Below are 23,303 nucleotides of genomic sequence, written 5' to 3'. Positions count from 1 at the left end.
CGCGCTCAACGCTGCCTCCGATCGAGGGGTTTTCCGCGGATCATCGGCCCGAATGGATGGTCGCCGCCTCACCCCTGGGGAACGGTTCGCGGTCACATGCGTTCCTCGCGGAGGTTCCAGGCGCCCAGCGCCCGGGCGAGACCGCGATAGATCGGATGGCCGCAGAGCACCCCGAGGGCGACGGCCAGCATCGAGCCGAGCGCGCCGATCAGGTCCTCGGCGCCGCGTACCGCGTCCTGGCTCAGGTACTCGGTGATCCCGATCAGGCTCAGTGCGCCCGGCACCAGCAGCCAGAAGCCGGGCAGGAACGAGACCAGGGCGGGCGGCCCGGACGGGACCCGTTCCACCAGGTACGCCACGACGGTCAGCACCACCGCCCCGAGGAAGCCGCTCAGGTAGCCGCCGAACGCCTGCCCGCCGAGGTACTGGGCGATCCATCCGGAGTAGAGGACCAGGCAGAGCCAGCCGAGCGTCCGGGGTGGGCCGGACAGCACCAGGTAGTTGCCGATCCCGACGACCAGCGCGCCCAGCCACGGCGCCCACGCGCCGATCGAGTTCTGCGGCGCGCTGACCAGGTGCTCGGCGCGGGGCAGCCCGACCAGCTGGGCGGCGCCGATGATCCCGAACGCGAGCAGCAGCAACTGGAGGAGGCCGGCCACCAGACGGCTCGCCCCGGTCACCATCTCGGCCGCCGACACCTCGACGACCGCCATCGTCAGCATGGCGCCGGGCAGGAAGGTGGCCAGCGGGGCCACCATCGCGCGCAGATCGGCGTCCAGCCAGGTGCCTCCGGCGATCATGAAAGTCAGCGCCGCCACCACGAACGCGGCCGCCACCGGCATGATCATCTGTAGGCTGGCCCAGCGGGCGCCGATCAGCTTGAAGCCGCCCACCAGCACGCCGAAGAGGACGGACAGCAGCAGGTCCACCCACGTCGGCTGGAGGATCAGGCAGATCCCGGCGGTCAGCACGGCGTACCCGAGAATCTGCAACGCCGGCCGGAACCGGGGCCGCATCGTCACGATCTCCTGGATCCGGCGACTGCCCTCGACCGGCGAGGTCAGGCCCTGCTCGGCCTCGCGCAGCACCTCGTAGAGGGCCGCGGTCTGATCCAGGCGGAGCCCGCCACGCAGCGCGCGGGTCGGCTCCAGCGTCGCCGGGCGGCCCGGCTCCAGGGACATGACGACGTACGTCGGCAGCACGCTGAACCGGGCGTGCGCCGCGCCGTACGCCCGGGCCACCCGCAGCAGATGCTCCTCGATCTGGTTGACCGCCTCGCCGGCCGCGGTGAGCGCGCTGCCCAGGAACAGCAGGAACTGTTGCAGCTCCCGGTCGGAGATCGACGAGTCACTCATGTCGCCCGAAGTTAGGTGCGGGGCCGCCGCGGTCGCCTCACCGCTGCGGGATGAGATTCATCCGGCACGAGCGATGTCCGCGGCCCCGCCCGGACGGGAGATTGGCGGCAGACGTGGCGCCGATGCGAAGGGACCACGATGCCCCCGACAGGTCACGAAGCCCCGAGAACCGACGCCGGCAAGGCGGCGGGGCGCGGGGTGCTGTTCGCCGCGTGCGTCTCGGCGCTGGTGGTGAACGCGAACACCTCCGCCGTCACGATCCTGCTGCCGGCGATCAGCGAGGACGTCGGCGCCCCGATCGACGTGCTCCAGTGGGCCGTCACCGGCTACATGCTGGTCGGCGCCGCGGTCATCGTCACCTCCGGCGCGCTCGGCGACGTCTTCGGCCGCCGCCGGATCTTCCTCGGCGGCCTGGTCCTGTTCGTGCTGTCCTGCGCCCTGATCGCGCTGTCCAGCGGAGCGGCCGGGGTGATCGGCGGCCGGATGATCCAGGGCGCCGCCGGCTCCACCATCCTGGCCTGCGGGATGAGCCTGCTGTCGGTCGGATCGTCCGGAACCGGGCAGATGAAGGCCATCACCCTGTGGGGCGCGGCGTCGGCCATCGGCGCGGCCGTCGGCCCACTCGTCGGCGGGGTCCTGGTCGGCACGACCGGCTGGCAGGGACTGTTCTGGATCGACGCGGCGATCGCCGCGGTCTGCATCCCGGTCACCCTGGCCGGGGTCGCCGAATCACGCGACCCGGACCGGCCCCGCTCGATCGACGTGCTCGGCACCGTACTGGTCGCGGTCGCGCTGGTGCCGCTGGTGCTGGCGCTCAGCGAGGGCGGCGACTGGGGCTGGGTGTCCGCTCCCACGATCGGCTGCCTGGTGCTGTCGGTCCTCGGCGGGGCGGGCTTCGTCGCCGCCGAGCGCCGGGCCACCGCCCCGCTCGTCGACCTGCGGCTGCTCCGCAACCGGGTGCTGGTCGGGTCCACCTTCGCCATCCTGCTCGTGGCCGGCATCATCAACGCGCTGATGTACCTGCTCAGCCTCTACTTCCAGGACCCGGCCGCATTCGGGATGACGGCCCTGGAAGCGGGCCTGGCCACCCTGCCCGCGGCGGCCGCGATGATCGCGGTGACGCCGTTGATCACCCCGCTGGCCGTGAAGATCGGCTCGCGGCAGGCGGTCGCCCTCGGCTTCGCCCTGGCGACGGCCGGCGCCGGCGTGATGATCCTGGTGACCGCCGGCTGGAGCTACGCCACGTTCGTGATCCCGCTGATGGTCCTGTCGGTCGGCCTCGGCTTCGCCAACGGGCCGGCCTCGTCGGCCTCCACCTCGGCGGTCTCGCCCGACGAGGTCGGTCAGGCCTCCGGCATCTCCAACATGGCCCGGTACGTCGGCGGCTCGCTCGCGGTGGCGGCCGCCTCCACGGTCTTCACCGCGGTCACCGACTCGCACGCCACCGCCGGGGAATCCGCCGGTGACGCCCTGGCCGCCGGCCTCGCCGGTGCGGCGCTGCTGCTGGCGCTGCTGTCGGCGGCCGGCGTCGCGCTGGCCGTCCTGATGGGCCGGCACCGCGGTGACCCGGCGGGCGCCGTGCACCTGGCCGCCGCGGCGGCCGCGACCAGCCACACGATCCCGACCCGCCCGGTCGCGACCACCGGAGGTGCCCCGGCATGACGCCACGACCGTTCACCACGAAGGACTTCACCGCCCGGATGGAACGGGCGGTCGCCCAGGCCGTCGGCGCCGGGCTCACCGGTCTGCTGGTCACGCCGGGCCCGGATCTCGTGTACTTCACCGGCTACCGGCCCACCGCCATCACCGAGCGGATCACCATGCTGGTGCTCGACCGGGACCACGAGCCGCGCCTGATCGTCCCCACCCTGGAACGTTCGGACGCCGAGGCGGCGCCCGGCGCGAGCGCGGTCACGATCAGCGACTGGCGTGACGGCGCCGACCCGTACGCGGCCACCGCCCGGCTGCTCGCCGCCGACGGCCGCTACGCCATCTCCGACTCGGCCTGGGCCCTGCACCTGCTGGCCCTGCAACGCGAGGTGCCGGCGTCCTGGTTCACGTCGATGACCGGAACCCTGCCGATGCTGCGGGCCGTCAAGGACGCCGACGAGATCGAACGGCTGGCCGGCGCCGGGGCGGCCGCCGACGCCGCGTACGAGGAGATCGTCTCGGCCCGGTTCGCCGGCCGGACCGAGCACGCGGTCGGCACCGAACTGGCCGGGCTGCTCCGCGAACACGGCCACAGCCAGGTCGACTTCACCGTCGTCGGGTCCGGCCCGAACGGCGCCGACCCGCACCACGAGATGGGCGACCGGGTGATCCTCGAGGGCGACATGGTGGTCCTGGACTTCGGCGGGCTCAAGGACGGGTACGGCTCGGACACCACCCGTACCGTGCACGTCGGCGAGCCGACCGGTGTGGAACGCGAGATCCACGACGTGGTGCGGCACGCCCAGCAGACCGCCTTCGAGGCCGTCCGGCCCGGCGCGACCTGCGAGGACATCGACCGGGTGGCCCGCGCGGTCATCGAGGACGCCGGGTACGGGCCGTACTTCATCCACCGCACCGGCCACGGCATCGGCCTGACCACCCACGAGCCGCCGTACCTGGTCGAGGGTGAGACGCGCCCGCTCGTACCCGGAATGTGCTTCTCCATCGAACCGGGGATCTACCTGCCCCGCCGATTCGGCGTACGGATCGAGGACATCGTCACGGTCACCGAGAGCGGTGGCCGCCGCTTCAACAACACCAGCCGCGAGATGCGGATCGTCGCCTGACCGGCTGTTCGATATGGGGAGTGGACACATGATGCAACGGGCACACCGGCCGGCCGCCGTGGCGGCCGCGCTTCTCTGCCTGCTGGCGACGGCGGCGTGCAGCGGCGAGGGGGAGAACCGGACGTTGCCGTCCACCCTGCCGTCGATCGAGCGCACCGCCGACGAGGAGCCCGCTGATACGGCGGAACCGACACGGACCCGTACCGAGAAGCCGGAACCGACCAAGACGACCGAGAAGCCGGAACCGACCGGCGAACCGGAACCGACCAGGACCGGCCAGCAGCCGCAGGAGACCGAGAAGACACCGGACAAGCCGTCCACCACCAAGGTGGAGGTGACGGTGACCGTGGTGCCGCCCAAGACCACCACGCCGACGCCGGAGGAGACCACACCGACACCGGCGGCCACCTCGTCGTCGGCCGAGGTGGTGCCGATCGCCGCCGAGGACGACTCCGGTGGCGTCTGGGGCTGGGTCCTGCTGTTCCTGCTGTTCGCCGGACTCGCCGCCGTGCTGCTGATCAGCCGTTCCCGGCGCACGGCGACCTGGGACGCCGATGCGGGCACCCTGTCCGCCGAGACCCGCATGGTCACCGAGGCGCGGCTGACGCCCGTGCTGGCCTCCGCCGACCCGGTTCAGCGGGCCAACACCTGGCCGCGGGTCCGCGCCGACCTGGCCGCGCTGATCGCCGGCTGGGGCCGGCTGTCCACCCAGCCCTCGGACGCCGCCCGCCAGGCCCGGGCCACCGGGATCACGGTGCTGCTGCGCGACCTCACGGCGGCCGTCGACGCGGAGAACGAGGCGCTCGCCTCGGGCCGTGACTGGCGGGTCCTGCGGCCGCAGATCGAGGAGATCCTGGACGGCCTGGACGCGGCGATCAACCCGCCCGGCCCGCAGGCCCCGTCGCCCGGTGGCCCGCCGCCCAGTAACCCGCCGTATGGTGGCCCGCCCAGTAACCCGCCGTATGGTGGCCCGCCCAGTGGCCCGCCGTATGGTGGCCCGCCCAGTGGCCCGCCGTATGGTGGCCCGCCGCCCAGTGGCCCGCCGCCCACCTCCTACCCGTGACCCGGCGCTGACCCTGGCGTTGTTGACCGGAGTGACGGCCCGTGGCGGCGGGCCGTCACTCCGGAGGTCAGCCGGCCGGGCGGTTGAGCCGCCGATAGACCGGCGCGAGGCGTTTGTGCAGATCCTGGTAGATGTCGTAGATCTCGCCGTAGCGGGCGTGATCCGGCCCGGGAGTGAAGACGTGATCGTTGCGGCTCAGCGCCGGGATGTCGTCGAACGCGATCATCCCGGCGCCGACCGCGCCGATCCAGCCGGCGCCCCGGGCGTTCACGGTCACCGGGTTGGCGTCCCGGCGGATCTCGTGGCCGAGCACGTCGGCGAAGATCTGGCACCACGAGTCGGAGCGGGCCGCGCCGCCGGTGATGACCATCGACTCCACCGGCGCGCCGAGGAACCGGTCGACCGCCTTGGCCAGCCACCGGGTGTTCAGCGCGACGCCCTCGAAGACGGCCCGCAGCAGGTCGGAGCGGGTGGTGTCGAGGGAGATGTTGAGGAACGCGGCGCGCAGGTTCGGGTCGTCGACCGGTGCGCGTTCGCCGTACAGCCAGGGGGTGTAGAGGACGCCGTTCGCGCCGGCCGGGACCGTCGGGATGATCTTGTCGAAGGCGTCGAAGATGGTGCCCTCGTCGCGGCTCACGTGGCCGGCGCTGACGATCGGGTCGTCGTACTCCACGATCTTGTCGCGAAGCCAGGTGAGGTTGGCGCCGGCGGTCGCCTGGAGCGCGGTCATCAGGTAGCGGTCCGGGATGGCGCACGGGATCGACGCGATGCCGGTGAGCACGTCGGTCTTCTTTCGCGGTACGTGCGCGGCGATCCAGGACGACGTGCCCAGGTAGAGGTGGGGCTCGTTGTCCCGGGTGGTGCCCGCCCCGATGGCGGCGGCCGTGTTGTCGATGGCGCCCGCCACGACCTGCACCGATCGGGGGAGGCCGAGGTGATCGGCAGCCAGGGGGGATAGCGTGCCGATCACCTCGGTGCATGCCACGATCGGCGGGAACTTGTCCGCGTCGATCCCGCTGGCGGCGACCAGCGCGGGGGCGTACCGGATGGCGGGGGCCTTCCGGTTGTCGGTGACCCATGAGGTGAGGATCGAGTCGACGGTCGCCACCGTGCGGCCGGTGAGTTTCAGGTTGATCCAGTCGAGGACGTTGAGGAACGTCTTCGTCCTCGCGTAGACGTCCGGCATGTCGTCGCGGATCAGCAGCATGTGGGCGGCCGGGTCCTTGCCGGTCACCGACGGCATGCCGCCGGTGAGCCGCAGCCAGTTGGCGATCCGGCGCACCGAGATGCCGTCGACCGCCGGGAACCCGCCGAACTGCCGCCGCAGGTGGGTGGCCCCACGCATGTCGAGCCAGCTGATGCACCGGGTGAGCGGCTCGCCGGCCGCGTCCACCGCGATGGTGCCCTCGCCCTGCGTCGACGAGCAGATGGTGGTCACCGCGCGCAGATGATCCGGGAAGTCGCGGCCCAGGTCGGCGACCACCTCGGCGAGGGCGTCCCACCAGGCGACCGGGTCCTGTTCGGCGCCGCCGCCGGGCAGGACGACCAGCGGGACCGGCCGTTCGGCCCAGCCGGTCACCGTCCCGTCGGCCGCGACGAGCGCGGCCTTCATCCCCGAGGTCCCCAGGTCGATCGCCAGGATCTGCGGCGGAATGGCCACTTACACTCCCTCGACCAGCGCGAAGACCTGGTCGAACCGGGCGAGGGCGTCGTCGATGACCTCGTCGGTGTCGGCCATCGACGTGTACATCCGCGAGCCGGCCAGCGTGATGATGCCGTGGGCGGCGTAGGCCGCGCCCATCTGCTCCATCACCTGCTTGCGGCCCTTGTTCTCCTTGAACAGCTTGACCGGGTTGCGCATGTCGAGCATCAGCACGCCGCTGGACTGCAGGTGCACGATCGAACCCTGGTTGTAGGCCACGTACGGCAGACCGTACTTGTCGATCAGGCGCTGGAGGCCGCGGGTCAGCCGGTCACCGGCCTTGCCGGCGATCACCGGCGCGTTGGTGCGGGCCATCTCCTGAATGGCGAAGTAGCCGGCCGCGCAGGACAGCGGGTTCGCCGACAGGGTGCCGCCGACCTGGATGTGGGCGCCGTGCTTGCCGTCCAGCCCGGAGCCGAAGACCGCCATGACGTCGGCTCGCCCGCCGACCCCGCCGGCCATCGGGTAGCCGCCGGAGACGGCCTTGCCGAGGACGGTCAGGTCGGGCGTCACGCCGAAGTAGCCGGCGGCGCCGCCCAGGCCGGTCCGGAAGCCGGTCACCACCTCGTCGAAGATCAGCAGTGCGCCGAACTCGTCGCACAGCTTGCGGACGGCGGCGTTGTAGCCCTTCGGGACCGGGCGGGTGCCGGACTCCGGGCCGAGCGGCTCCACCACGACCGCGGCGGTGCCGCCGCGCAGCCTGTTCTCGATCAGCTTGCGCTTGAGCAGGCCCAGGTCGTGCGGGAACGCCTCCCGGGTGCGGCCGGTGGCGCCCCACGGGATGCCCTTGGCGTTCATCCGGAACGAGCCGGGGACGCGCAGGCCGTAGACCATGGTGTCGGACCAGCCGTGGTAGGCGCCGCCGACCTTGATGACCATCCTCTTCTTGGTGTACGCCCGGGCCGCGCGCACCGCCGCCATGACCGCCTCGGTGCCGGAGCCCAGCGACCGGTACATCTCGATGTGCGGCATGTACTGGTGGATGATGTCGGCGAGCTTCAGCTCGTACTCGTGGAAGAGGCCGGTGACCGGCCCGGACTCGCGGATCACCTCGGCCACCCGCTCGTTGACCGGGGCGTAGTTGCTGCCCAGGATGGTCGGGCCGCCGGCCTGGAGGAAGTCGATGTAGACGTTGCCGTCGCGGTCGGTCAGGTAGGCGCCCTCGGCCTTGTCGATCGCCAGCGGGAACGGGTAGTTGAACGCCAGGTTGTGCTGGACGCCGCCGGGGATCCGCTTCTTGGCCCGCTCGGTGATCTCCTTGCTGGCGGTGCACTTGGTCTCGAAGTAGTTCAGCGTGTCGAGCAGGGCGTCGTGGCGCAGCCCGCGCATCGGCTGGGCCACGAGAGCCTTCAGCCGGCGCAGGGTGTCGTCGACGTCGAGGTATTCGCTGATCGAGTAGCCGAGGTCCGCGGACGTCTCGTACTGCTGCGGGGCCTCGGTCTCGGCGGACGGCAGCTCCTCGTCCTCCGGCACCCGGACCGGCTCGACCGCCTCGGTGATCTGCGCGGCGATCCGCTTCTCGTCCTTCTTCAGCTTGCTGAAGGCGATCTCGCGGATCGTGTCCGGAATCGTGTAGACCTTGCCGGCCTCCGAGGTGAGCGCCATCAGGTAGGCGATCGACACCTTCTCCAGCAGCGCCATGTTGAACACCGCGCGATCCGGGTCGGTGCCCAGCGCCACCACGCCGTGGTTGGCGATGATGAACGCGTTGTCGCCGCTCGCCACCTTCTTCCGCACGTTCTTCGCCAGGAAGCCGGTGCCGGACGGCGCGTAGTCGATGATCGCCACCTCTTTGCCGAGGAAGCGGACCTGCTCGTCGGTGAGCGCCGGGATCGGCTTGCGCAGGAAGGCGAGGGCCGACGCATACGGCTGGTGGGTGTGGACGATCGCGTTCACGTCCGGCCGGTCGCGGTAGACGTTGGCGTGCATGCCGCACTCGATCGACGGGACCAGGCCGCCGGCGCCGCCGGGGTCGGGCACGTGCTTGCCGTCGAAGTCGACGATGCAGATGTCCTCCACCCGCATCCGGTCGTAGTCGTAGTTGCTCGGCGTCACGGCATAGAGCTGGTGACCCGGGATCCGGACCGAGACGTTGCCCTCGGTCGCCTTGAGATAGCCGCGGTCGAGCATCGTCCGGCACATGTCGACCACGTGCTGGCGGGACAGACGGTGTTTCACAGGCGGGGTTCCGATCCGTGCGGGGGAGTTACGGGTCCATCGTCGTCCCGAGCCCCGGACGAAGCATCATCGGCGAACCAGCAAGAATCCATCGTCGGTTTATCACCGGGTGACAAAATCGGGGACGATGAACACCCCCTGGCAGAACCTGCCCACCGATCTGGCCGTCGCCATGCGCCCGCGCCTGCCCGCCGCCGTCCGCGACATCGCCACGGCGGTCCGGGAGAGCCCCGGCGCCGGGGCCGGGGAGAAGTTCGAACGCGACGTGCGTACCGCCGTGAAGGTGGCCCTGGACCGGTTCCTCGACCTGGCCGGCACCCGGGAGCCCGCGCTGCCGCCCCGGATCCGCGAGGTCTTCGTGGCCCTGGGCGCGGCCGAGGCCCGGGAGAACCGCGGGCCGGAGACCCTGCTCGCCTCCCTGCGGATCGCCTCCCGCCTGCTGCTGCGTACCGCCACCGAGGCGCTCGGCGAGTTGCGGCCGGTCAGCGTCGCCGAGGTGATCGACCTGTCCGACGCCACCAGCGCGTTCATCGACGAGCTGGCCACCGCCTGCACCGACGGTCTGGCCCGCCAGCTGCGCGAACAGGCCGGCGAGGGGGACCGGCGCCGCCGCCAGGTGGCCGACCTGCTGCTCACCGGCGGCAGCTCGCCCGAGGTGGTCCGGGAGGCCGCCGCCGGGATCGGCTGGCCCGGCGTGGACACCGTGGTCCCGGTGCTGCTGCCGCCGGACCAGGCCCGCGACGCCCGGTTCCGGTTCGGCGCGGACGGGGTGGTCGCCGAGCGCGGCCGGGATGCGGTGCTGCTGCTGCGCGGCGGGCCACGGGCCGAGCGGGCGGCGCTCACCGAGGCGCTGTACGGCCGGGAGGCGGTGGTCGGCCCGGCCCTGCACTGGACCGAGGCGCCGCAGGCGGTGCGGCTCGCCGAGCGGACCGCCGAACTGGTCACGCCCGGCGCCGAGCCGGTCTTCGCCGACGACCACTTCGCGGTCCTGGCGCTGCGCGGGGAGCCGGCCGCGCTGCCGGTGCTGACCGCCCGGCGGCTCGCACCGCTGGCCGGGCTGCGGGCCGGCCAGCGGGAGGCGTTCCTGGTCACCCTGGAGAGCTGGCTGCGGCACTGGGGTTCGCGTTCGGCGGTCGCGGCCGAGCTGTTCGTGCACCCGCAGACCGTCAGCTACCGCCTCAACCGCCTCCGCGAGCTGCTCGGCGACGACCTGGACGACCCGCGCGCCCGCTTCGAGCTGCTGCTGGTCCTCACCTACCAGTCCCGGTCGGCGTGACCGGGGCCGCTTGCGGCCTTCTTTTGAATCGTGGTTCACTTCTTGCCTTGCATTGAATCCGGATTCATAGCTTGGGGGCCTCCGGATGCCATACCGGCAAACCGCATTGACCAGGAAGAACGCTGAGGACAAGCGGGACGGGTTCCTGCGCGCCGCGCGGGCGCTCGTCGCGGCGGACGGCTTCAAGGCCGCCACCGTCGCCGCGATCGCCGCCCGCTGTCAGGCCAGCGTCGGATCGGTGTACTCGTACTTCGACGGCCGCGACCGGCTGCTCGCCGAGGTGTTCCGCAGCGCCGCCACCCACGAGATCGACCTGGTCCGCCTCGCCGTCTCGGACGCCGGGCAGCGGGCCTCGGAGCGGATCGACGAGCTGATCCGGATCTTCTCGACCCGCGCCCTGCACGGCCGTCGGATGGCCTGGGCCCTGCTGTTCGAGCCGGTCAGCCCGGTGGTCGAGGCGGAGCGGCTGGTCTACCGGCGGTCCTACGCCGACATCGGCGAGCAGATCATCTCCGACGGTCTGGCCGGTGGCGAGTTCGTCCCGCAGGACCCGCGGCTCGCCTCCTCGGCGGTGATGGGCGCGATCTCCGAGGCCCTGGTCGGCTGGATCCGCCCGGACAGCCCGGAGCCGTCCGAGGAGACCCAGACCGCGGTCGTCGACGGGATCCGCTCGTTCTGCTTCCGCGCGCTCGGCGTACCGATGATGTCTGGAGGAATGCGATGAGCACGACCACCGCACTGAGGACCGCCCAGCGGGTGCTGGCCGATCAATCCGTCACCCGGATGCTCGGCACCCGGCTGATCTCCTTCAGCGAGAAGGGCGCCGTCGTCGAGCTCGACATCCGCCCGGAGATCACCAACCATCACGGCGCCGTGCACGGCGGGATCGTGGCGTACGCCGCGGACTGCGCGCTGGCCTTCGCCGGCGGCGCGGCCCTCGGCCCGGACGTGGTCACCTCCGGCCTGACGGTCGACTACATCGCCCCGGCGCGCGGCCGCACGCTGCGCGCCAACGGCATGGTGATGCGCGCCGAGGGCCGCCGCGCCGCCTGCCGCTGCGAGCTGGTCGCGATCGCCGACGACGGCACCGAGACCCTGGTCGCGGTCGCGCAGGGGACGATCGTGGCCCCGGAGCGGAAGCCGGAGCGGACCGAGGGGACGGTCGCGCAGGAGGAGCGGGCGGCAAAGGCCACCGACAGGGCGAGCGTACGGCTGGGCCGCATCGGCACCCCCACGATCCAGGAGGTGCTCAAGGAGCGGCGCCGCACCGGCGACACCGACGACGGCGCCACGGTGGCCCTGGTCATCGAGGGTGGCGGCATGCGCGGCATCGTCTCCGCCGCGATGGCCGCCGTCATCGAGCAGGAGGGCGTCCTCGAACACATCGACATGATCGTCGGCACCTCGGCCGGCGCGGTGAACGCCGCCGCCCTGGCCGTCGGCGCCGCCAACGCGATGGCCGAGTCGTACGCCGAGGTCTTCGCCTCGCCCGAGTTCATCGACGTCCGCCGGATCGCCCGGGGCCGCCCCGTGATCGACGGCCTGCGCATCGTCTCCCACGTCGACGACCTGCTGGACATCGGCTCGGCGTCCGGCACCGACTGGGCGGGCCGCCTCGCCATGGTCGCCACCGATGTGGACACCGGCCGCGCCGAGGCGCTGTCCGACTTCGCCGACCGGGACGACCTGGTCAACAGCCTGCACGCGTCCGGGCTGCTGCCGCTGCTCGCCGGTGACCCGGTCCAGTGGCGGGGCCGGCGCTGGCTGGACGGCGGCATCGTCGAGGCGGTGCCGGTGGTCAGCGCGGCCGCCCGGGGCGCCACCCACGCGATCGTCCTGGCCACCCGGCCGCCCGGCACCCAGCCCGGCTACGGCGCCGCCGACGTGGTGGTCGAGCGCTACCTGCGGCGGCTCAACCCGGAGCTGGCCGCCGCCTACCGGGGCCGCCCGCACCGCTACCGGGAGACGTTGCAGCAGGTCCGGGACGGGTGGTCGCACGGGTTGAGCACGATCGCGCTGACCCCGCGGCTCAATGACCCGCTGCCCGGCCGGCTGGAACGCGACCAGGTGGCGCTGCGCGCGGCCCGGACCGCGGCCGCCGACGCCGCCCGCGAACACCTCGCCTTCCTGCTGGAGGAGAAGCCGTGACCCACGACGTCGTGAACCAGGCCCCGCCGCGGGTGGACGTGAACGAGTACCTGACCCATCCGGCGCTCACCGAGGCGGTCGGCCGCTACGGCGCGGGCTGGGCCACCGGCCACCTGACCGGGGTCGGCGCGCTGGTGGGGCGGGGTGACTTCCAGCGGGACGCGGAGCTGGCGAACACGCATCCGCCGGTGTTCTCGAGCCACGACCGGTGGGGGCACCGGGTGGACGCGGTCGACTTCCACCCGGGCTACCACCGGATCATCGGCGCCGCGATCGAGAACGGCGCGCACACCAGCTGCTGGGCCGAGCCGCGGCCCGGCGGGCACGTCGCCCGGGCCGCCACGTTCATGCTGTTCGCGCAGATCGAGCCGGGGCACGCCTGCCCGGTGAGCATGACCCACGCGGTGGTGCCGTCGCTGCGGTTCACGCCCGAGCTGGCCGGCGAGTGGCTGCCCCGGGTCTTCTCCCGCGACTACGACCCGGAGCTGCGCGCCGGCAAGACGTCGGCGATCTTCGGCATGGCGATGACCGAGAAGCAGGGCGGTTCGGACGTACGGGCGAACAGCACCCGGGCCGTCGGCGCGGGCGACGGGACGTGGCGGCTGACCGGGCACAAGTGGTTCTGCTCGGCCCCGCAGTCGGACGCCTTCCTGGTGCTCGCCCAGGCGCCCGGCGGCCTGTCCTGCTTCCTGGTGCCGCGGGTGCTGCCCGGCGGCGACCGCAACGTCTTCCGGATCCAGCGGCTCAAGGACAAGCTCGGCAACAAGTCGAACGCGTCGTCGGAGATCGAGCTGGACGGCACCGTCGGGTGGCTGCTCGGTGAGGAGGGCCGCGGGGTCCGCACCATCATCGAGATGGTCGCGCAGACCAGGTTGGACTGTGTGCTGGGCAGCGCGGCCGGGATGCGGCAGTCGGTCGCCGAGGCGGCCTGGCACGTCCGGAACCGCAGTGCGTTCGGGGCGGTGCTCATCGACCAGCCGGCGATGACCGCGGTGATCGCCGACCTCCAGCTGGAGGCGGAGGCGGCGACGTGGACGGCGATGCGGCTGGCGTCCGCGTACGACAGTGACGACGACGAGTCGGTGGCGTTCCGGCGGCTGGCCACCGCGGTCGGCAAGTACTGGGTCTGCAAGCGCGGGCCGAACCACGCCTACGAGGCGCTCGAATGTCTCGGCGGCAACGGCTACACCGAGGCGTTCCCGCTGGCCCGGCGCTACCGGGAACAGCCTGTCATGGCCGTGTGGGAGGGCTCCGGCAACGTGATCGCGCTGGACGTGCTGCGTGCGATGGCCCGGGAGCCGGAGTCGGTCGGGGCGGTGGATCGTGAGCTCGCGAGCGCTCTGGGCGTACACCCGGAATTTGATCGTCATGTGGCGGCGACCCGGAAGCTGGTCGCGAAGGCCGCGGGAGATCCGGCGTCAGCGCGCCGTGTGGTGGAGGCCCTGGCACTGGGGTTGCAGGGCGCGGTGCTGATCCGGGAGGCCCCGGCGGAGATCGCGGACGCTTTCGTGGCGTCGCGGCTGGGCCCGGACCGCTCGCTGGAATACGGCGCGCTCGACCCGGGCCTGCCGGTCGCCAAGATCGCGGCGCGCGCGTAGGAGAACCAAGATCGCGGCGCGCGTAAGAGCGCTCAGAGCCAGCCGCGGAGCTGGTCACGCAGGCGGGTGTCGTCCGCCTGCGTGACCACGTCGCAGACCCAGTCCCAGTGCAGGGTGACCCGGTCGCCGACGGCCAGCTCCGGCAGCAGCGACCGCTCCCATCGCACCTGTTCGCTGTGGAGGTCCCCGACGGCGAGGGTCCCGTCGCGCCACGCCAGGGCGGGCGAGCGGACGACCGCGTGCAAGCCGTGTATCGAGGAAACCATTCCGGTGCGGATCCGGCAGCGGTCCAGCACCGACACCGCGTGCGAGCTGCCGGTACGGCGCAGCAGCGACAGCCACGGGTACACCTCGAAGACGTGGAAGCTGTGGTGGGCCATGGCCCGCGACCCGCGGTACTGCCCGGCGAACCGGGACCGGAGCACGTCGGCCAGCGCGTCGCCGTCGACCAGGTCCAGCAGCGTCCCGCCCAGCCAGTAGGCCGCCACCACCCGTTCGTCGAGCGGATCGGCGATGCCCGCCGACGAGGCGATGAAGCAGAGGTACGCCCACGCGCCCTCGAAGTCGCGGGCCCGCCGTCCCAGCTCGGCGGGCGCCACCCCGTCCGGCCCGCAGTAGCCCAGCTCGTTCGGTGGGAACGCGTAGCGCGCGAACAGGGTGGCCCCGGCGTCGCTCATGCCGTCACCTCCGCTGCGCTCCGGCGCCGCCATGAGTTCAAGACTGAGCCGAATGATTCGCTCGCAAGCTCGCTCATGCCGTCACCTCCGCTGCGCTCCGGCGCCGCCATGAGTTCAAGACTGAGCTGAATGATTCGCTCGCAAGCTCGCTCATGCGGGGTCAGCAGATCCGGGGCAGCTGTTCGCCGATCGGCATCGAGATCACCCGGGTGCCGCCCAGCGCGGTCCGGGCCACCACCATCCCGGGATGCCCGGCCACGCACGTCCCGATCCGGCGCGCGCCCGTCCCGTACGGGTGGGCGCGCATCGCCGCCAGCACGTCCTCGGCGTGATCCGGGCGGACGAAAGCCACCAGCCGTCCCTCGTTGGCGACCTGCAACGGGTCGAGGCCGAGCAGGTGGCAGGCGTCGGCCACCCCGTCGGGCACCGGCAGGTCCCGTTCGGTCAGCTCCACCCCGACCCGCGCCGCCGCCGCGATCTCGTTGAGAGCCGCGGCCAGCCCGCCCCGGGTCGGATCGCGCAGCACGTGCAGGTCGGCGCCGGTGGCGAGCATGGCGGCGACCAGCCCGTGCAGCGGCGCGGTGTCGCTGGCCACCGTGGTCCCGAACTCCAGGTTCTCCCGGCAGCTGAGCACCGCCACCCCGTGCCGGCCGAGATCGCCGCTGATCAGCACGGCGTCGCCGACCGCGGCCCGGCGGGGCTCGATCTCCACGCCGTCCGCCACGACACCCACCCCGCTGGTGGTCAGGTACACCCCGTCGCCGTTGCCGTGGCCGACCACCTTGGTGTCGCCGGTGACCAGCCGTACCCCGGCTGCGGTGGCCGCCGCGCCCATGGCCGCCGAGATCCGGCCGAGGTCGGCGAGCGGTGTGCCCTCCTCCAGGATGAACGCGGCCGACAGGTAGAGCGGGGTGGCGCCGGCCATCGCCAGGTCGTTGACGGTGCCGTTGACGGCCAGGTCGCCGATCGAGCCGCCGGGGAAGAACATCGGCTGGACCACGTACGCGTCGGTGGTGAACGCCAGCCGCGCCCCGCCCGCCTCGACGACCGCGCAGTCCCGGTCGGCGGTGCCGCCGGCGTCCCCGTACCCGGGGATGAGCAGATGCCGGACCAGGTCGGCGGACATGGCGCCCCCGCCGCCGTGCCCGGCGACCACGTTGGGGGTGTCGCGCAGCGGCACCGGGCAGGACCAATCCTCGAAGGAGATCATCCGGCGACCCTCCGGTACGTGTAGTACGCCGCGCAGGCCCCCTCCGACGACACCATGGTCGCGCCGAGCGGCTGCCGCGGCGTGCACACCCGGCCGAACGCCGCGCACTCGTGCGGTTTGATCAGTCCTTGCAGGACCTCCCCGGACCGGCACAGCGCCGACTCGGCGGCATGCACCCCGGTCACGTCGAACCGGTGCTCGGCGTCGAAGTCCCGGTACCGTTCGGTGAGCCGCCAGCCGCTGCCCGGGATCGTGCCGATGCCCCGCCACGCCCGGTCGGTCACCTCGAAGACGTCGGCGAGCATCTGGCGGGCCACCGGGTTGCCGGTCTCGGGGACCGCCCGCGGGTAGGCGTTGCGGGTCTCGTGGCGGCCCTGTTCGAGCTGCACGATCGCCTGCCGGATGCCCTCCAGCACGTCGAGCGGCTCGAACCCGGTGACCACGATCGGCACACCGTACTTCTGCGACAGCGACGGGTACTCGGACGTGCCCATCACGCTGCACACGTGCCCCGCCGCCAGGAACCCCTGCACCCGGCACCGCGGCGACTCCATGATCGCCGAGATGGCGGGCGGCACCAGCACGTGCGACACCAGCAGCGAGAAGTTGCGGATCCCGAGCCGGCGCGCCTGGTGCACGGTGAGCGCGTTGGCCGGGGCGGTCGTCTCGAACCCGATGCCGAAGAACACCACCTCCCGGTCCGGGTTGTCGCGGGCGATGCCGAGCGCGTCCAGCGGCGAGTAGACGACCCGGACGTCGGCGCCCGCGCCGCGCACCTCGAACAGGTCCCGCCCGCTGCCCGGCACCCGCAGCATGTCGCCGAACGAGCAGAAGATCACCCCCGGCCGGGCGGCGATGGCCAGCGCCTTGTCGATCACCGACAGCGGGGTGACACAGACCGGGCAGCCCGGCCCGTGGATCATCTCGACGCCCTCCGGCAGCAGCTGATCGATGCCGTGCCGGATGATCGAGTGGGTCTGCCCGCCGCACACCTCCATGAGCGCCCACGGCCGGGTGGTCGCGGCGTGGATCTGCCGCAGCAGGCTGCGGGCCAGGTCCGGGTCGCTGAACTCGTCAAGGTACTTCACCAAATTCTTCTTCCAGGAGGCCCAGCCGGGTGAACTCGTCGAGGGTGCGGCGCGCCGACTCCTCGTCGAGCCGTTGGATGGCGAAACCGACGTGCACGATCAGGTATTCGCCGGGTGCCGCGTCCGGCACGTACTGCAGGCACACGTCCTTGCGCACACCGCCGAAGTCGACCTCGGCCATCGGCGTGCCGTCGACCACGCTCACCCGCACCACCCGCCCGGGCACCGCGAGGCACATCAGCGGGCGCCCGCGACGGCCAGCTGCCCCAGGGCGATGCCGCCGTCGTTCGGCGGCAGCAGTTGCGGCCACAGCACGGTGAAACCGTGTTCGCGCAGCTCACGGACAGCGCCGGTGAGCACGACCGCGTTCTGGAAGACGCCGCCGCCGAGCGCCGCCACATCGAGGCCGGTCCGCTCCCGGCAGCGCTGCGCCTGGGTGACGATCAGGTCGATCACGGCGGCGTGGAACCGGGCGCCGATCAGGGTGGCCGGCACCCCGTCCCGCACGTCGGACGCGACCGCGCGGATCAGCGGGCCGGGATCGGCGACGCCCGCCTCGTCGATCTTCCAGGGGTACGCCGTCCCGCACGCCTGCCGGCTGAGCCCTTCCAGGACCAGTGCCGCCTCGCCCTCGTACGTCACGGTCTGCCGTACCCCGGCGATCGCCGCCACCGCGTCGAACAGCCGCCCCACACTGGACGTCGGCACACACGCCAGCCCGGTACGCAGCTGATGGGCGAGGATCTCCCGTTCCGCCTCGGGGCAGGCGGCCACCGGCGGCAGCGCCGGATCCCACGGCACCCCGGCCGACCGCAGGTGCGACAGGGCCATCCGGTAGGTACGGCGTACGCTCGCATCCCCACCGGCCAGCGGAACGTAACCGACGTGCCCGGCCCGCTCGAAGCCGGCATAGCCCGCGATGAGGATCTCGCCACCCCAGATCGCGCGATCGGTGCCGTAGCCGGTCCCGTCGAACGCGATCCCGATGACCCGCTCGTCCACGCCGAGACCGTGTTCGGCCATCACCGCCGCGATGTGCGCGTGATGGTGCTGCACGGTCCGCACCTTCCGGCCGCCCGCGTTGGCCCGCGCCCAGCATCCCGACCGGTAGCCTGGATGCTCATCGGTGACCAGCGACTCCGGCTCCACCCCGGCGATCTCGCCGAGATGCGCCGCGAGCGTGTGCAGGGTCTCGACCGTGGACAGGTCGTCCATGTCGCCGATGTGCTGGCTCACCCACGCCGACCGTCCGGAGGCGACCGCGCACGTGTTCTTCGCATCGGCGCCGGCCGCCAGCGACGGCCCGACCGGGAACGGCAGCGGCACCGGCATCGGCGCGTAACCGCGGGCCCGCCGCAGGATCACGTCGCCGCGCACCACCGAGTCGTCGCACGGCACCCGGATCTCCCGGTCGTGCCGCAGCCACGCGTCGGCCAGCCCGCCGAGCCTTCGCACCGCCTCCGCGTCGTCGGTCACGATCGGTTCGCCGGCCACGTTTCCCGAGGTCATCACGAGCACGTCCGGACCCGGCGGGTCGCCCGGCAGCCCGAACAGCAGCACGTGCAGCGGCGTGTAGGGCAGCATCACGCCGACGTCCGGGCTGTCCGGCGCCACCTGATCCGCGAGCCCGCCGCCGGGCTCGCGCGGGACCAGCACGATCGGGCGGCGGGCTCCGGTGAGCAGGTCACGGTCGCGGTCGGTGAAAACCCCGATCCGGTACGCGGTCCGCGCGCCCGCCGCCATCACGGCGAACGGTTTGCCGCCCCGCCGTTTGCGCCGGCGCAGTTCGGCGACCGTGCCCGCGTTGCGGGCGTCGCACACCAGGTGGTAGCCGCCGAGCCCCTTGACCGCCACGATCCGCCCGGCGGCCAGCAGCGCGCGGGTCTCGTACAGGGCGTCGGCGCCGGTCATCGTCATCGGCCCGAGGACCAGCTCCGGGCGGGGGCCGCAGTCATGGCAGGCGATCGGCTGGGCGTGGAACCGCCGGTCGGCCGGATCCTCGTACTCGGCCCGGCACCGCGCGCACATCGGGAACCGGGCCATCGTGGTGGCCGCCCGGTCGTACGGCAGCCCCGTGATGATCGTGTAGCGGGGCCCGCAGTTGACGCAGCTGATGAACGGGTGCCGGTAACGCCGCCCGCCCGGATCGCGCAGTTCGCCGAGGCAGTCGTCGCAGATCGCCAGGTCCGGCGCGGCCAGGGTGCGGGCCGGCCCGCCGGTGGACGCCTCGATCCGGAACCCGGTCGTGCCGCGTACCTCCTGTTCCAGCTCCTCGACCGCGGTGATCACGGCGAGCGGTGGGCCCTCGCGCAGCCGCATGCCGTACTCGTGGACCGCGTCCGGGCAGCCCTCCACCTCGACGGCCAGCCCGTCGGCGGTGTTCGTCACCGATCCGGCCAGGCCCATCCCGGTGGCCGTGGTGTACGCGAACGGCCGGAACCCGACGCCCTGCACCAGCCCGGACACCGCGAACCGGCGGCGGACCGTCCGGGCCTGCCCGGCCAGTTCCAGGCCGCGCAGGACATGCCCGGCCCGTTCCGCGTCGATGACCTCCACGGCGAATCCGAGATGGATGAGCACCCAGTCGCCGGGCTCCGGCGGGGTCTCCAGCATGCCGATGTTGACCGGCCGCCGCGCCCCGACCACGTCGACGGTGGCCAGTTGCCCGGCCGCGCCCGCCAGGATCTCCACCACCCGCCCGGGGATCCCGAGACACACCCCGGTCACCCCCGTGCCGGTGTGCTGATCAGGGCGTGGACCGTGGCGACCGCCTCGCCGACGGCGGCGGCGACCGGGGCGGAGAGGCCGATGCGTTCGCCGACGGTGACGACCCGGCAGCCGACCACGTAGGTGCGGGGCAGGACGCCGCCGAGCCGGGCCACCGCGGCCAGCACGGCGAGCGGGTCCATGGCGTGGCCGTCGAACCCGCCCGCGCCGACGTCGGCCGGGTCCACTTCGAGGACCTCGATGGCGCCCGGAGTGCCCGGGGGCAGCGCGTCGACGAGGATCAGCGTGTCGTGGCCGTCGACGTCGTGGGCCAGGTGCAGGCCGCGGATGCCGTAGTCGGCGGCCCGTACCCCGTCCGGCAGCGGGCCCGCGGCCAGCCGCCGCGCCACCTCCGGCCCGAACCCGTCGTCGCCCAGGAACACGTTGCCGATGCCGGCGATCAGGATCACGACACCGGCTCCAGCTCGTCCGGGGCGAAGTACAGGTAGCGGCCGTAGCCGTCGTGCAGGTCGGCGGCCGGGTCGTCGAGCAGGACGACGGCCACGTGGGTGCCGCCGTCGACGTCCGTGACCACCTCGTTGACCAGGGCGATCCGGCCGGCCAGGAACAGGTCCTGTGCGTCGGCGCGGCGGGCCGGGCGCAGCCGGACCAGGGTGCCGTGCGTGATCGTCCCGGCGTCGATGCGGGTGCCGTGCATATTCGCTTCGGTGTCGATGCGGGTGCCGTGCAGGCCGAGCAGATCGTCGTCACCGAGGCCGTCGCAACGGTCGACGATCGCGGCGGCGCGCGGGTCGGTGGCGCGGGCCTCGGCCTTTTCCTGGTCGGTCATGGTTCGCACCCTCATCGTCAGCAGCTCGTCGATCTCACATCCGTCGAACAGGTCGCCGGGACTGCGCTCGGCCAGCCGCGGGTGGTCGTACAGGATGATCGGGGCGCCGAGCAGCAGCCGGGTCTCGCCGGGCGGTCCGGCCAGCACCGGCCAGCAGCGGTCCTGCCGGCAGCGGCGCGCCGCCGGGATCGGCTCGCGCACCGACACGAAGTCCGCATCGTGTGCCTCCACCGTCAGGTGCGCGGCGATCAGCGAGTGCCGGGTCGCGCTCTCCTTCTCCGGTACGGGCTCCGCGTGCTCGTTCGTGACGGAGACGGTGAGCCGCAGCAGCCCGTCGTCGGCCTGTACCGAGGTGCGGACGCGGGCGGTCAGCGGCCACCGGCGGCGGACCACCCGCCCCACCGGCCGTCCGTCGCCGTCGTGGACCGGCTCGATGTCCTCACCGCCGGGCACGCTCACCGGGAACTCGGCGTCGCCGTGCACCGGCAGGTCCGGCAGGGTGATCTCCCGTTCCACGGCCTCGTCCCAGCTCAGCAGGGTGGTGCCGCCGACCCGGAGCCGCTCGGCCGGTTCATGCTCGCCGTCGCCGCGCAGCCGTTGCACCTCCCGGGCCTGGAGCTGGAGGAACCGCAGGCGGACCGTGACCCAGCCGGCCCCGTCCGGGGTGAGCAGGCACTGCATCGACATCTCCGGCGGTTCGGCGAACGCGGCCGGCACGGCGTGCGGTGGCCCGAGCACCCCGAACTGCCAGCGGGACCGGTTCTTGGCGGCCCCCGCCCGGTACGGGTAGAGCAGGTAGCCCTCGTAGAGGACGGTGTCGGCGACCGCCCGAACACTGTCCAGGCTCATGAGACGGTCACCCCGGCGGACTGGGTGGGGGAGTGCAGCACCTCGATCTTCTTTCCGCCGCCCAGGTACATGTGCACGCCGCAGGGCAGGCAGGGGTCGAAGCTGCGGACCGTACGCATGATGTCGATGCCTTTGAAGTCGTCGCGGTCGTTCTCCTCGAAGATCGGCTGACCCTGGACGGCGTCCTCGTAGGGTCCGGGGGTGCCGAAGCTGTCGCGGGGGCTGCCGTTCCACGGGGTGGGTGGGTACGGGTGGTAGTTGGCGATCCGCCCGTCCCGGATGACCATGTGGTGCGACAGGGCGCCGCGGACCGCCTCCGAGAAGCCGCAGCCGATCCCCTCGTCGGGCACCTCGTACGGCTCCCACGTGCGGGTCCGCCCGGCCCGGATCTCGGCGAGCGCCCGCTCCGCGAAATGCAGGGCGCAGGCGGCCGCGTACGCCTGGAAGTAGGTTCTGGCCCGGTTGCGTTCCAGGGTGTTGCTCCAGCGGGGGATCCGCCACTCGAACTCGACCGGACCTTTCAGCGCGGTCTTCGGCAGGCTGATCCGGACACCGTCGCCGGTCGCGCGGACGTAGCCGAAGTCGACGGTCCCGGCCAGCGCGGTGCTCCAGAGCCGGGCCAGCGGGCCGCCGCCGGTGTCCAGGGCGAGGTACTCCTTGCCGTTGAACCAGCGCGGCGACATCACCCAGCTGTACTTTCCGTCCAGGTCGCGCTTCTGTGGGCGCGGGTTGGTGTGCTGGTTCCACGGGTGGCGGCGATCCACCGGGTTGCCCAGCGGGTCGGCCGTCACGAACATCTCCTGGTCCTCCCAGTCGTCGTAGTAGGACGAGCCGAGCAGGATCCGGATCCCCAGGTTGATCTTCACGAGGTCGGTGGTGACCAGTTTTCCGTCGACCACGATGCCGGGCGTGACGAACATCCTGCGTCCCCACGCGGCCATGTCGGCGTACCGGAAATCGCAGTGCTCTGGATCTTGAAACGATCCCCAGCAGGCCAGCAGCACCCGGCGCTCGCCGACGTGCTCGTAGCCGGGCAGCGCCGTGTAGAAGAAGTCGAACAGGTCGTCGTGCATCGGCACGGACCTCTTCATGAACTCGACGTAGCGCATCAGCCGGGTCAGGTAGTCGGTGATCAGCTGGCTGCTCGCCTGCGTGCCGACCCCGCCGGGGAACAACGTGGACGGATGCGGGTGACGGCCCTCCATCAGGCAGAACATCTCCCGGGTCAGGCGGCTGACCTGCAGCGCCTCCCGGTAGAACTCGCCGGTGAACGGGTTCAGCGAGCGCATGATGTCGCCGACCGTGCGGAAGCCGTGCTCACCGGCGTGCGGTGCGGCCGTCCGGTTGGCCAGCTCCAGCACCCCCGGGTTGGTCTCGGCGACCATCCGCTCGCAGTAGTCCACCCCGACCAGGTTCTCCTGGAAGATGTTGTGGTCGAACATGAACTCGGCCGCTTCGCCCAGGTTGACGATCCACTCGGCCAGCGGCGGGGGCTTCACGCCGTACGCCATGTTCTGCGCGTAACAGGAGCAGGTGGCGTGGTTGTCGCCGCAGATCCCGCAGATCCGGCTGGTGATGAAGTGCGCGTCGCGGGGGTCCTTGCCCTTCATGAAGACCGAGTAGCCGCGGAAGATCGAGCTGGTCGAGCGGCACTCGGCCACCACCCGCTGATTGAAGTCGATCTTCGTGTAGATGCCGAGGCTGCCGACGATCCGGGTGATCGGATCCCAGGCCATGTCGACCAGTTCGCCTGGCTCTGAGCCCATGTCGCCTTCCGCTGTTTCACTTTGGTGTGACGCCGCTAACAGCGTTCTCCCGGCCGTGTA

General features: G+C 72.3%; 18 protein-coding genes. 7 read left to right on the top strand and 11 right to left on the bottom strand.

Annotated features, from left to right (window positions below):
• Positions 1-92 precede the first annotated feature (92 nt).
• The gene (locus BJ964_RS41425) at positions 93-1,355 is read right to left on the bottom strand and encodes a threonine/serine exporter family protein (protein ID WP_188125767.1); all 1,263 of its coding nucleotides are present in this window, start codon (positions 1,353-1,355) and stop codon (positions 93-95) included.
• 138 nt (positions 1,356-1,493) lie between these two features.
• Between BJ964_RS41425 and BJ964_RS41420 the strand changes: the two genes are divergently transcribed.
• From BJ964_RS41420 to BJ964_RS41410, 3 genes are read left to right on the top strand one after another with little or no spacing between them, the layout of a single operon-like run.
• Positions 1,494-3,017, top strand: coding sequence for an MFS transporter (locus tag BJ964_RS41420; protein ID WP_188125766.1), 1,524 nt, complete (start codon positions 1,494-1,496; stop codon positions 3,015-3,017).
• On the top strand, positions 3,014-4,132 hold the full coding sequence (locus tag BJ964_RS41415) for an aminopeptidase P family protein (protein WP_188125765.1): 1,119 nt from the start codon (positions 3,014-3,016) through the stop codon (positions 4,130-4,132). Before BJ964_RS41420 ends, BJ964_RS41415 begins: the two co-directional genes overlap by 4 nt.
• Positions 4,133-4,160: 28 nt before the next feature.
• Positions 4,161-5,195, top strand: a complete 1,035-nt coding sequence (locus BJ964_RS41410) for a hypothetical protein (RefSeq protein ID WP_188125764.1) — start codon at positions 4,161-4,163, stop codon at positions 5,193-5,195.
• A gap of 67 nt (positions 5,196-5,262) precedes the next feature.
• Here the strand turns inward: BJ964_RS41410 and BJ964_RS41405 are convergent, their stop codons facing one another.
• Entirely contained in the window at positions 5,263-6,855 is a 1,593-nt protein-coding gene (locus tag BJ964_RS41405) for a xylulokinase (protein ID WP_188125763.1), read from the bottom strand.
• A complete protein-coding gene (locus BJ964_RS41400; RefSeq protein ID WP_188125762.1) occupies positions 6,856-9,075 on the bottom strand; it encodes an aminotransferase class III-fold pyridoxal phosphate-dependent enzyme in 2,220 nt (739 codons plus the stop codon).
• A gap of 127 nt (positions 9,076-9,202) precedes the next feature.
• Between BJ964_RS41400 and BJ964_RS41395 the strand changes: the two genes are divergently transcribed.
• The 4 genes from BJ964_RS41395 (at position 9,203) to BJ964_RS41380 (ending at position 14,097) form a co-directional block, all read left to right on the top strand.
• Positions 9,203-10,351, top strand: a complete 1,149-nt coding sequence (locus BJ964_RS41395) for a PucR family transcriptional regulator (protein WP_188125761.1) — start codon at positions 9,203-9,205, stop codon at positions 10,349-10,351.
• Positions 10,352-10,436: 85 nt separating this feature from the next.
• Positions 10,437-11,075, top strand: a complete 639-nt coding sequence (locus BJ964_RS41390) for a TetR family transcriptional regulator (protein WP_188125760.1) — start codon at positions 10,437-10,439, stop codon at positions 11,073-11,075.
• Positions 11,072-12,499, top strand: coding sequence for a patatin-like phospholipase family protein (locus tag BJ964_RS41385; RefSeq protein ID WP_188125759.1), 1,428 nt, complete (start codon positions 11,072-11,074; stop codon positions 12,497-12,499). The genes BJ964_RS41390 and BJ964_RS41385 overlap by 4 nt, the downstream gene beginning before the upstream one ends.
• Entirely contained in the window at positions 12,496-14,097 is a 1,602-nt protein-coding gene (locus BJ964_RS41380) for an acyl-CoA dehydrogenase family protein (RefSeq protein WP_188125758.1), read from the top strand. The genes BJ964_RS41385 and BJ964_RS41380 overlap by 4 nt, the downstream gene beginning before the upstream one ends.
• Positions 14,098-14,129: 32 nt before the next feature.
• Here the strand turns inward: BJ964_RS41380 and BJ964_RS41375 are convergent, their stop codons facing one another.
• The 8 genes from BJ964_RS41375 to BJ964_RS41340 all read right to left on the bottom strand — a co-directional run bounded on the left by BJ964_RS41375 (position 14,130) and on the right by BJ964_RS41340 (position 23,243).
• Positions 14,130-14,774: a DUF6390 family protein gene (locus tag BJ964_RS41375; protein ID WP_188125757.1), complete on the bottom strand. Its 645-nt coding sequence runs from the start codon at positions 14,772-14,774 to the stop codon at positions 14,130-14,132.
• Positions 14,775-14,934: 160 nt separating this feature from the next.
• Positions 14,935-15,984 carry a hydrogenase expression/formation protein HypE gene (hypE, locus tag BJ964_RS41370; RefSeq protein WP_188125756.1) on the bottom strand — a complete coding sequence of 350 codons (1,050 nt, stop codon included), beginning with the start codon at positions 15,982-15,984 and terminating at the stop codon, positions 14,935-14,937.
• Positions 15,981-17,072 carry a hydrogenase formation protein HypD gene (hypD, locus tag BJ964_RS41365; RefSeq protein WP_188125755.1) on the bottom strand — a complete coding sequence of 364 codons (1,092 nt, stop codon included), beginning with the start codon at positions 17,070-17,072 and terminating at the stop codon, positions 15,981-15,983. The genes hypE and hypD overlap by 4 nt, the downstream gene beginning before the upstream one ends.
• Positions 17,059-17,310, bottom strand: coding sequence for a HypC/HybG/HupF family hydrogenase formation chaperone (locus tag BJ964_RS41360; RefSeq protein ID WP_183218725.1), 252 nt, complete (start codon positions 17,308-17,310; stop codon positions 17,059-17,061). The genes hypD and BJ964_RS41360 overlap by 14 nt, the downstream gene beginning before the upstream one ends.
• Complete coding sequence (hypF, locus tag BJ964_RS41355; RefSeq protein WP_188125754.1) at positions 17,310-19,790, bottom strand: carbamoyltransferase HypF; 2,481 nt, start codon at positions 19,788-19,790, stop codon at positions 17,310-17,312. Before hypF ends, BJ964_RS41360 begins: the two co-directional genes overlap by 1 nt.
• 5 nt (positions 19,791-19,795) lie before the next feature.
• Positions 19,796-20,248 (bottom strand): hydrogenase maturation protease, encoded by a 453-nt coding sequence (locus BJ964_RS41350; protein WP_203832566.1) that lies wholly within the window; start codon positions 20,246-20,248, stop codon positions 19,796-19,798.
• Complete coding sequence (locus tag BJ964_RS41345; RefSeq protein ID WP_188125753.1) at positions 20,245-21,477, bottom strand: hypothetical protein; 1,233 nt, start codon at positions 21,475-21,477, stop codon at positions 20,245-20,247. Before BJ964_RS41345 ends, BJ964_RS41350 begins: the two co-directional genes overlap by 4 nt.
• The gene (locus BJ964_RS41340) at positions 21,474-23,243 is read right to left on the bottom strand and encodes a nickel-dependent hydrogenase large subunit (RefSeq protein WP_188125752.1); all 1,770 of its coding nucleotides are present in this window, start codon (positions 23,241-23,243) and stop codon (positions 21,474-21,476) included. Before BJ964_RS41340 ends, BJ964_RS41345 begins: the two co-directional genes overlap by 4 nt.
• Between the last annotated feature and the right edge of the window lie 60 nt (positions 23,244-23,303).

The organism is Actinoplanes lobatus, from assembly GCF_014205215.1.
Classification (GTDB): Bacteria; Actinomycetota; Actinomycetes; order Mycobacteriales; family Micromonosporaceae; genus Actinoplanes; species Actinoplanes lobatus.
Note: the sequence above shows the minus strand (reverse complement) of the source record. Positions and strands in the feature narration are given on the sequence as shown.

Bases quoted from the DNA above. Each gene is read 5' to 3' on its own strand.
- BJ964_RS41425 (WP_188125767.1), bottom strand. From the start codon at position 1,355: ATGAGTGACTCGTCGATCTCCGACCGGGAGCTGCAACAGTTCCTGCTG.
- BJ964_RS41420 (WP_188125766.1), top strand. From the start codon at position 1,494: ATGCCCCCGACAGGTCACGAAGCCCCGAGAACCGACGCCGGCAAGGCG.
- BJ964_RS41415 (WP_188125765.1), top strand. From the start codon at position 3,014: ATGACGCCACGACCGTTCACCACGAAGGACTTCACCGCCCGGATGGAA.
- BJ964_RS41410 (WP_188125764.1), top strand. From the start codon at position 4,161: ATGATGCAACGGGCACACCGGCCGGCCGCCGTGGCGGCCGCGCTTCTC.
- BJ964_RS41395 (WP_188125761.1), top strand. From the start codon at position 9,203: ATGAACACCCCCTGGCAGAACCTGCCCACCGATCTGGCCGTCGCCATG.
- BJ964_RS41390 (WP_188125760.1), top strand. From the start codon at position 10,437: ATGCCATACCGGCAAACCGCATTGACCAGGAAGAACGCTGAGGACAAG.
- BJ964_RS41385 (WP_188125759.1), top strand. From the start codon at position 11,072: ATGAGCACGACCACCGCACTGAGGACCGCCCAGCGGGTGCTGGCCGAT.
- BJ964_RS41375 (WP_188125757.1), bottom strand. From the start codon at position 14,774: ATGAGCGACGCCGGGGCCACCCTGTTCGCGCGCTACGCGTTCCCACCG.
- hypE (WP_188125756.1), bottom strand. From the start codon at position 15,984: ATGATCTCCTTCGAGGATTGGTCCTGCCCGGTGCCGCTGCGCGACACC.
- BJ964_RS41360 (WP_183218725.1), bottom strand. From the start codon at position 17,310: ATGTGCCTCGCGGTGCCCGGGCGGGTGGTGCGGGTGAGCGTGGTCGAC.
- BJ964_RS41345 (WP_188125753.1), bottom strand. From the start codon at position 21,477: ATGAGCCTGGACAGTGTTCGGGCGGTCGCCGACACCGTCCTCTACGAG.
- BJ964_RS41340 (WP_188125752.1), bottom strand. From the start codon at position 23,243: ATGGGCTCAGAGCCAGGCGAACTGGTCGACATGGCCTGGGATCCGATC.